The following is a 7,174-nucleotide window of genomic DNA, read 5'->3' as shown; positions in this document are numbered from 1 at the left end:
CCCAACGGGGATAAGCATGGAGGAGCCGTATGCGATGACCCGCATGTACGGATCTGTGAGAGGCGCATGAATACTTCATGCGCCTACTCTATTTTATGGAGAGGAATAAATGGGGACGGTTCTCATGCTCCTTTTTTATGGAGAGGAATAAATGGGGACGGTTCTCATGCTTCTTTTTTATAGAGAGGAATAAATGGGGACGGTTCTAGTGATTCGAATCACTAGAACCGTCCCCGTGCTTCACTTTTGGAATAGACCTTTTACGCCTTTATAAACTAAAACGAGTGAGAAAACTATTACAACAAGAATACCAATGATATTTGTTACTGGTGAAACGCCTTCAAGAAATGAATCAGCTAACGGAACCTTTATAAGTGCAAAACCCGATAAAATTGTAGCTAAAAACAAGAAAATCCGATTATCCATTTGGTTTTCCTCCTTTCTAGGTGATTGATAAAATATATGACATCGATATTACGAATATGTCAGATTTGTAACATTATATTTGGTGAGAATGAGTTGGGGGATTTTGTAATGGAGGTATTATCGAATTTCGGGGAATAAGCCATAGTCAATATAGGTACCTAAAGACCTAAAAATATTGTCGAAAACCATTGGTTTACAACTTTAGTACTACGACTTTATTATTAATATAGTAGTCCTGCTAATGATTACCATTAAAGTGGGAATCCAAAGTATGATCGATGGGGAACCAGATTATTTTACATAGGGGGAGAAATGACATGAAATTAAATCAACAATACCCACCATATTATGATGGGAGAAATGTAGAACAAATCGCGGTACAAATTGAAGAAAACCAAAAAAACTGCCATACGGTTGTGGTAAAACCCGAAATCCCAGAAGGAATGCCTGTACAACTGCGCTATCCACATTCGCTAGAATTACAGTCCTAGGAATCAAGGGGACGGTTCTCATGATTCGGAATCAGGAGAACCGTCCCCCTGATTCCCTTTGCTTTAAAGAACCACATATTTTTTATGTGAAACAACTGTCCTGTTATTTTCAAATTGTCGACCTGAGAAATTTTCGAGGATTTCAACTACGACTGAGTTCTCTCCGACCTTTTCCACTTTACCTTTAATCCCATGAACCGAAACAATATTGTCTCCTATTATTGCTTTTCTCAAATACATCTTGATCCTCTCCTTACATTAATCCCTAAAAAGTGGATTTTTAAATAAGTTTCTATTAATTGGTATCTTACATAGAATAAGGCGTGATGTCATAGAGATTGTGAGAGTATCTTCCAAAGTTTTTTGGAAAAACTTTGGAAAGGTCAAAAATAGCATGACGAATGAGGAAGAATATAGAGAAATTTTAAAGTGGATTATATTTTTATAGTAACCTGTCCATACTAGTTTTGAAGTTTAAAACTGATGGAGGTTACTAATATGATAACAACTAAAATAAAAAATAAGAGCCTAATTAAGGTGTTGGCGATCATTAGTGTTGCTATAGTACCTTTCCTTCAAAGTCAAAATGCAACTTATGCACATACGTCTTCTTCCCAAGTCACGGTAACTGCATCTAGTCTCAATGTGCGGGAAGCTGCAGATATTTCGAGCAGCATTATTAACCATGTTCATCTAGGAGATACATTTGAGGTCATCCAGAAAAGGAATAATTGGGATCAAATTAAACTATCAAGTAACCAAACTGGGTGGGTTAGCAATGCCTACCTAACTCCAACAGAAAATATAGAAGCAACAGTAGAAGCACCCTCTTTAAATGTCCGAGCAAAACCAAGTCTATTTAGTAGTGCTGTAGATTATTTGAAATTCGGAACAAAAATAACCATCCAAATGGAACACGATGGATGGGCCAAAATGGTAGCTCCTTCTGGTGTTAGCGGGTGGGTGAATGAAGACTACATCACTAAAGACAAATCTGGCAACCAACCGGCTATTTCAAGTTCACCATCACAGAAGACCACTAGCGTTACAACAGATAAAAAGAGTTTACCGAAATCAACTGAATCTTCCGCCAATCAAAGCATAGACAAAACAGCCCAAAATACAAAGAATGTGCAAAATGGTCAGGAACCATTTAAGGGGAAAACAATTGTGCTGGATCCAGGACACGGCGGGAAAGATAATGGGGCAACTAGCTATGTTGGAACTCATGAAAAAACGTTGACCTTAGAAACGGCTAAAATTGTGGAACAAAAACTTGAAAAAGCGGGGGCTAATGTTATTATGACCCGGTCCGACGATACCTTTATTCCCTTAGAACAACGGGCGGCGATCGCAAATCAAAACCATGCAGATGCGTTTATAAGTTTTCATTACAATTGTTCAAATGACCCATCTGTACATGGGATTACTGATTTTTATTATAATAAATCTAAGGATAGCGATTTAGCCTCGGATATTTTAAATGAGGTAATCAAAATAACAAAATTAAATAATCTTGGAATGAGATTTGATAATTTGAGTGTATTGCGAAACAACTTGCGACCAAGTACATTGATTGAACTAGGGTTCCTTTCAAGTAAACAAGATGATCCTATTGTCGAAAGTTCTGCTTACCGTGAAGAAGTTGCTCAAGGAGTCTACCTTGGATTACTCGATTATTTTTCGAAGTAATAAAGGAGGAATCACGGGGACGGTTCTTTTGCTTCTTTTTTGGAGGAATCACGGGGACGGTTCTTTTGCTTCTTTTTTGGAGGAATCACGGGGACGGTTCTTTTGCTTCTTTTTTGGAGGAATCACGGGGACGGTTCTTTTGCTTCTTTTTTAGTGGAATCATGAGAACCGTCCCTATTCTATATGGTAGAATATAGGTAGTTTGATATAAAATAAGCTTGGGTTTTTAGCAGAAGGGATATGTATGAAGAACAAAGAGAATCAAATTAATCAAATGTTATATTACGGCACAGTGTTAATGGTGATTGTACTTATGCTACTGGGGCTGTTTGCCGGTAATCCACTTCTTCATCATCTTGGACTAGGCTATATTACGCATGCTGCTTTAGTTTTCCTTTTATCTATTTGCTTATTAATATACCCTTTATATAAGTCACATTTTCTTAGAATCATTATGATCATCGTAGCATCTACTTACTTTTATACCATCTTCTTTTTATATCCGAATACCTGGTCTAATTTTATCTTTTTATGCTTTATTCCTGCCATTTCCATTTTATTTTTTGATACAAAACTTTTTTATCTTTCCTTACTATTAAATACTTTATTAATCATAAGTCTTTTTAGCTATATTGCTATAGTGGATCGAGGGGATCTTTATCCTTATATAAGAGAAGACTTAATCGGCAATATTATTAATTTTTTAGGAAGCCAAGCCATTCTTTATTTTATTTTTTACATATCATATAAACGGTTGAAGAAACAGAAGCTCTACTATGAGCAAATTAAACATTCAGAACGGCTGAGAACAACTGGACAGATGGCCGCTGCTGTGGCACATGAAATTAGAAATCCATTAACAGTTGTTAAAGGCTTCTTACAGATATATGAGAAAGATGATACATTTAATGAAGATAGTAAGCGGCATTTCTCGTTAATGATTAATGAATTAAACACGGCAGAACAGGTCATTTCTCAATATTTATCTATTGCCAAGCCCGACAAAGACACTGAAACGGAACTTGTCAATGTAACGTTTGTTCTTCAAAGTGTAACGGATCTACTCAACACTTATGGCCACTTGCATGATAATAAGATTGTACTAACTATCGTTGAGGATTGTTATATTGCTGCGAATACCATTGAATTTAAACAGCTTTTAATTAATTTTATTAAAAACGCCATTGAAGCATCAAAAGATGGTGATTCTGTTGTCCTTACCGCTGAGTGTAAAAAGGGTTTGGTTGAAATAAAAGTAGTGGATTGTGGACAAGGGATGTCAAAGGAAGAAATCGATTCTCTGGGTACTCCATTTTATTCGTTAAAAAGTAAGGGAACGGGTCTAGGGATGATGATTTGCTTTAATATTGCAACCAAGTATAAAGGAACCATCCACTTTGAAAGTGAAAAAGGTAAGGGAACAACGGTTACGATTCGGTTTCCAGCTGCATATATGGGGAAGTAAGGAGGGCTGCAAATATTAATATTACCTATTGATAGGACATTTGAAAAAGAGTGTTTCATCTGGAGTGACCCCGTAAAGTTAGACATATTATTTTATTATGCAGCTTGTTGGGCATGAGATTGGTATTGTACCGGGCTCATGCCTTTTAAATTTTTGTGAGTATAGTATTTTATGTGTTTTTCTAGTTCTTGTTTAAAGTGTCCACACATTCAAATTCTTTTAGATAAAGAAATTTTGATTTCATAATGCTAAAGGAATCATGAGAACCGTCCCCTTGATTCTCTTTATGGGTAAAAGGTTAGATTTAGCTATGAATTATAAAAAATCATTTGTCACAATAAAATGGAATTTTTTGTGTCGAATGCTTTAGTTTTGGCAAGAAAATACAAAAGTGGACACTTTTTTTGTAAAAAACTGGTTTACGTTTGGGATGTATTATAGGTAAAATAGAACTAGATTTTCTTTTTTTACATAATGTTGGTTAAAATTAACAAGCTGAGATAATATTCCGCAAAACTTTTATAATACTGGAATTATAATGACAGTTATTATTTGGTCTGAAACACCATCTACATAACTGTATTCTTATTTTTTGGCTTGTTTAGTTCTCTCAAAAAAATTTACTTTAGTATTAAATTTGCTAGAAAAGGGGCGATAAAATAGCGATTAACTTATAAATGGTCTTGGTTCCGGTTAGCAAAGTGGTCATGCAGCACTTTGCAAGGACTTCGGTCTTGAAGTAACTAACCTAAGCCTTTTTCTAACATCAGATAATGCTTTGTAAAAATAACTTATACACAGGTAAAAGGAGCAGGATAAAACATGGCAATTCAGTTAAGCAAAGGTCAAAGGATTGATTTAACAAAAAATGATCCAACACTTACAAAGATTATTGTTGGACTTGGTTGGGACGTAAAGCAGTATGACGGTGGTGCGGATTATGACTTGGATGCATCTGCTTTCTTGTTGAACGCAGCTGGTAAGTGCCGTACAGAATTAGATTTTATTTTCTACAACAACCTTCAAAGTACAGATCGTTCTGTCAGTCATACCGGGGATAACCGTACAGGTGAGGGAGACGGCGATGATGAACAAATCAAAATTGACTTAGCTAAAGTTCCTCATGATGTTCAGAAGATTGCGATTACGGTAACGATTCATGATGCAGAGGCTCGCCGTCAAAACTTTGGTCAAATTGCAAATGCCTTTGTAAGACTTGTAAATGAGGATACAGGTATGGAAGTATTACGCTATGACCTTGGTGAAGATTTTAGCGTTGAAACAGCTGTTGTATTTTGCGAAATCTATAGACACGGAAACGATTGGAAATTTAATGCAGTTGGTGCAGGTTATCAGGGAGGGCTAGCATCACTTGTTCATTCATATGGATTAAGTGTATAACAAATCCTTTTATTTTTTATCTCATTAGAGAGGGAATGGATCCCTCTCTCCTAATATTATCTCGGAGGAATTATCTTGGAAATTATTCAACAAGTTTTACATACGTACGGGTTATTTTTTGACCTAGACATGTGGGGGAAGGTTTTATCTGATCCTGTTGCTTGGGGGTTAGTTGGCTCACTTGTCGTGCTTGAAGGATTATTATCAGCTGATAATGCTTTGGTTTTAGCTGTTTTGGTAAAACACCTTCCGAAGGAAAAGCGCAAGAAAGCCTTGATGTATGGTATGTTCGGCGCATATTTCTTCCGTTTTATCTTTATAGGCATCGGTGTATATTTAGTGAAATTCTGGTTTATTAAGGTGCTGGGCGCTCTTTATCTTGGCTGGATTGTATTCAAGCATTTCCGTAGCGGGGAAGAGGAAGAGGATGATGGTCAGGAGTTTAAGGGAAGTTGGACAGTTCGAATTTTAGGCATGTTCTGGGCAACAGTTGTTTCTGTGGAGCTCATGGATCTAGCTTTTTCAGTAGATAGTATTTTAGCTGCCTTTGCGGTATCCAACGAGGTTTGGGTGCTGTTTTTGGGTGGAATAATAGGTATTTTAATGATGCGTACAGTTGCAAGTTTATTCCTAGCATTAATTGAGAGAGTACCAGAATTGGAAAATACTGCATTTGTTTTAATAGGAATCATTGCTGTTAAGATGTTTGTTAGTGTATTCGGCTATGAATTACCGCATATGGCGTTCTTTGCTATTTTAATCGTGGCATTTTTAGCTACTTTTGTTATTCATGCGATCAACAAATCAAAAGCAGCAAAATCAGAAGTTGCTGCGTCAAAGGAATAATAAATAAGTATCAAAAGGGCTGCTGCCTTTATAAAAGGGTAGTGGGGATATTTGGAATATAGGAGGGAATATGATGGTCAATTTAAGTAAAATTGAATTAACAAAAAAAGGTCAATCCATCAATCTTACAAAAAGCGACAAACAATCCATTGGAGAAATTTTAGTTAACTTAAACTGGAACCAAAAAACAAGAAGCTCAGGAGGATTTTTTTCTTCTTTGTTTGGCGGCGGTTCTAATGGAGTTGACTTAGATTTAGGATGTTTATATGAATTAAGAAATGGGCAAAAGGGTTGTGTTCAAGCATTAGGTAATACCTTTGGTTCTTACCAGTCTGCCCCTTTCATGGTGCTTGACGGAGATGACCGAACCGGTGCTGTATCTGGCGGTGAAAACTTGCGTATCAACGGAAATAAAATCTCGGATATCAAGCGTGTATTAGTATATTCTTTCATTTACGAAGGAGTGGCCAACTGGTCAGAGGCAGATGGTGTCGTAACCCTAAAATATCCAAATGGTGCGGATATTGAAGTGAGATTAAACGAACACCGCAACGGACAAATTATGTGTGCGATTGCGATGATTGAAAATGTCAAGAATGAAACCTTTAAAGTACAGCGCTTAGTAGAATACTTCAACGGCCATCAAGAAATGGATCGTGCTTATGGTTGGGGGATGAATTGGGTAGCGGGAAGAAAATAAGCCTCTTATAGTAACACCAAAAGCCTTACTAAAAGGAACCTTGCTAATAGTAACAAGGTTCTTTTGTGCGCTTGGCAGCGCTTCGCTCTAAAGGGTGTAAGTCCCTAACATGCCGTTGTGGCGGAAATGTAAAGCTGACAGGTAGTGCGAGTG

At 36.8% G+C, this 7,174-nt stretch carries 8 protein-coding genes and 2 pseudogenes; 7 read left to right on the top strand and 3 right to left on the bottom strand.

The genetic code is table 11. The features are described 5' to 3' along the window. A partial coding sequence (locus JOC76_RS29410; protein WP_205182317.1) for a hypothetical protein occupies positions 1–183 on the top strand: 183 nt, incomplete at its 5' end. 57 nt (positions 184–240) lie between these two features. On the opposite strand, the gene JOC76_RS29405 is transcribed toward JOC76_RS29410, so the two are convergent. Beyond that, positions 241–426, bottom strand: coding sequence for a hypothetical protein (locus JOC76_RS29405; RefSeq protein WP_205182316.1), 186 nt, complete (start codon positions 424–426; stop codon positions 241–243). A 317-nt stretch (positions 427–743) separates the two neighbouring features. Here JOC76_RS29405 and JOC76_RS29400 point away from each other — a divergent pair, with 317 nt between their 5' ends. Beyond that, a complete protein-coding gene (locus JOC76_RS29400; RefSeq protein ID WP_205182315.1) occupies positions 744–917 on the top strand; it encodes a hypothetical protein in 174 nt (57 codons plus the stop codon). 63 nt (positions 918–980) lie between these two features. Here JOC76_RS29400 and JOC76_RS29395 read toward each other — a convergent pair whose 3' ends face one another. Then, a complete protein-coding gene (locus JOC76_RS29395) occupies positions 981–1,157 on the bottom strand; it encodes a DUF2187 family protein (protein WP_205182314.1) in 177 nt (58 codons plus the stop codon). A gap of 258 nt (positions 1,158–1,415) precedes the next feature. On the opposite strand from JOC76_RS29395, the gene JOC76_RS29390 reads away from it, so the two are divergent. Further along, positions 1,416–2,609 carry an N-acetylmuramoyl-L-alanine amidase family protein gene (locus JOC76_RS29390; protein WP_205182313.1) on the top strand — a complete coding sequence of 398 codons (1,194 nt, stop codon included), beginning with the start codon at positions 1,416–1,418 and terminating at the stop codon, positions 2,607–2,609. A gap of 244 nt (positions 2,610–2,853) precedes the next feature. Beyond that, positions 2,854–4,074: an ATP-binding protein gene (locus JOC76_RS29385; RefSeq protein WP_205182312.1), complete on the top strand. Its 1,221-nt coding sequence runs from the start codon at positions 2,854–2,856 to the stop codon at positions 4,072–4,074. 95 nt (positions 4,075–4,169) lie between these two features. On the opposite strand, the pseudogene JOC76_RS29380 reads toward JOC76_RS29385, so the two are convergent. Continuing rightward, a pseudogene (locus tag JOC76_RS29380) lies at positions 4,170–4,327 on the bottom strand (IS3 family transposase); the annotation flags it as partial. A gap of 569 nt (positions 4,328–4,896) precedes the next feature. Between JOC76_RS29380 and JOC76_RS29375 the strand changes: the two are divergent. From JOC76_RS29375 to JOC76_RS29365, 3 genes and pseudogenes are all read left to right on the top strand, one after another. Beyond that, positions 4,897–5,475, top strand: coding sequence for a TerD family protein (locus tag JOC76_RS29375; RefSeq protein WP_205182310.1), 579 nt, complete (start codon positions 4,897–4,899; stop codon positions 5,473–5,475). A gap of 75 nt (positions 5,476–5,550) precedes the next feature. After that, positions 5,551–6,321, top strand: a complete 771-nt coding sequence (locus JOC76_RS29370) for a TerC family protein (protein WP_372442025.1) — start codon at positions 5,551–5,553, stop codon at positions 6,319–6,321. A 76-nt stretch (positions 6,322–6,397) separates the two neighbouring features. Further along, positions 6,398–7,021: pseudogene (locus JOC76_RS29365) on the top strand (TerD family protein); the annotation flags it as partial. Between the last annotated feature and the right edge of the window lie 153 nt (positions 7,022–7,174).

It is taken from the genome of Neobacillus cucumis, assembly GCF_016908975.1.
GTDB classification, from domain to species: domain Bacteria; phylum Bacillota; class Bacilli; order Bacillales; family Cytobacillaceae; genus Neobacillus; species Neobacillus cucumis.
Note: the sequence above shows the minus strand (reverse complement) of the source record. Positions and strands in the feature narration are given on the sequence as shown.